Source organism: Photobacterium aquae, from assembly GCF_001029445.1.
Classification (GTDB): Bacteria; Pseudomonadota; Gammaproteobacteria; order Enterobacterales; family Vibrionaceae; genus Photobacterium; species Photobacterium aquae.
In genome coordinates, this window is record NZ_LDOT01000092.1 from 1 (window position 1) to 726 (window position 726).

The 726-nt window shown below is 42.8% G+C and carries 2 protein-coding genes; one reads left to right on the forward strand and one right to left on the reverse strand.

Features of this window, described 5'->3' with window-relative positions; genetic code table 11:
- Positions 1–65: 65 nt before the first annotated feature.
- On the reverse strand, positions 66–329 hold the full coding sequence (locus tag ABT56_RS23020; RefSeq protein ID WP_047881234.1) for a helix-turn-helix domain-containing protein: 264 nt from the start codon (positions 327–329) through the stop codon (positions 66–68).
- 144 nt (positions 330–473) lie between these two features.
- Between ABT56_RS23020 and ABT56_RS23025 the strand changes: the two genes are divergently transcribed.
- Positions 474–713, forward strand: a complete 240-nt coding sequence (locus ABT56_RS23025; protein WP_047881235.1) for a hypothetical protein — start codon at positions 474–476, stop codon at positions 711–713.
- Positions 714–726 lie beyond the last annotated feature (13 nt).

Here is a 726-nt window from a genome sequence, read left to right on the forward strand (position 1 = left end):
TTTAACTTTGGGCTATCACCGTTAGTGCGCATTATGTACCATAGGGTTAAGTTAGACAGCACTGACTAGACAGGTCGACCCTCGGATAAGGCATTGATTAGACGGGGGTTTTGATATTTATCTTCCAGTAGTCCGTAAACTACATTTTGATCATTAATTCCAAGCAAATCAGCCACTTGGAATGCAGTATCCCATTCTAGGGATGCTTTCATATTTCTCCAGTTGCTAACGCGAGCCGAGCTAACACCTAGTTTTTTAGCTAGTTGGTAGTCTGAGGTCAGGCCGTACTTGGCTTTTACCATGTCTAATAATTCAACTGTGTAAGTCATCTGCACACCGTTCACAACTGTATCTCGTTAAATGATAGGCGATCAAAATGATCAAAAACAGAGTAAACCCAGATTTGCTACTAAATTTCAGTTTGCTAATAATTACCCCAGCAAACACAAACTTGCTTGTATGGGGATACAGACATGGGAAAAGTCAAAAAGCCACTCAATCCGATTCATCAGCCTTGCCCGGATATATTCGATGGGGTCAATTTCGATAAGGCTCTCACTGAAAATTCATTGAGCGTTGTTAAGTCACTTCGAAAGCGTTTTGGTTTCAGCAAGGACACCTCAAGCCGCAATGGCTGCTCCGATTTCCGTTATAGCCGCCCGTTTCAAGTCCAAGCCCGCCGAGTAATGATGCTTAAAGGGGGGCTGCTATGAATATTCACAAAGA

What these genes read in the sequence shown, in the direction of transcription:
- ABT56_RS23020 (WP_047881234.1), bottom strand. Translation starts at nt 329, where the DNA reads ATGACTTACACAGTTGAATTATTAGACATGGTAAAAGCCAAGTACGGC.
- ABT56_RS23025 (WP_047881235.1), top strand. Translation starts at nt 474, where the DNA reads ATGGGAAAAGTCAAAAAGCCACTCAATCCGATTCATCAGCCTTGCCCG.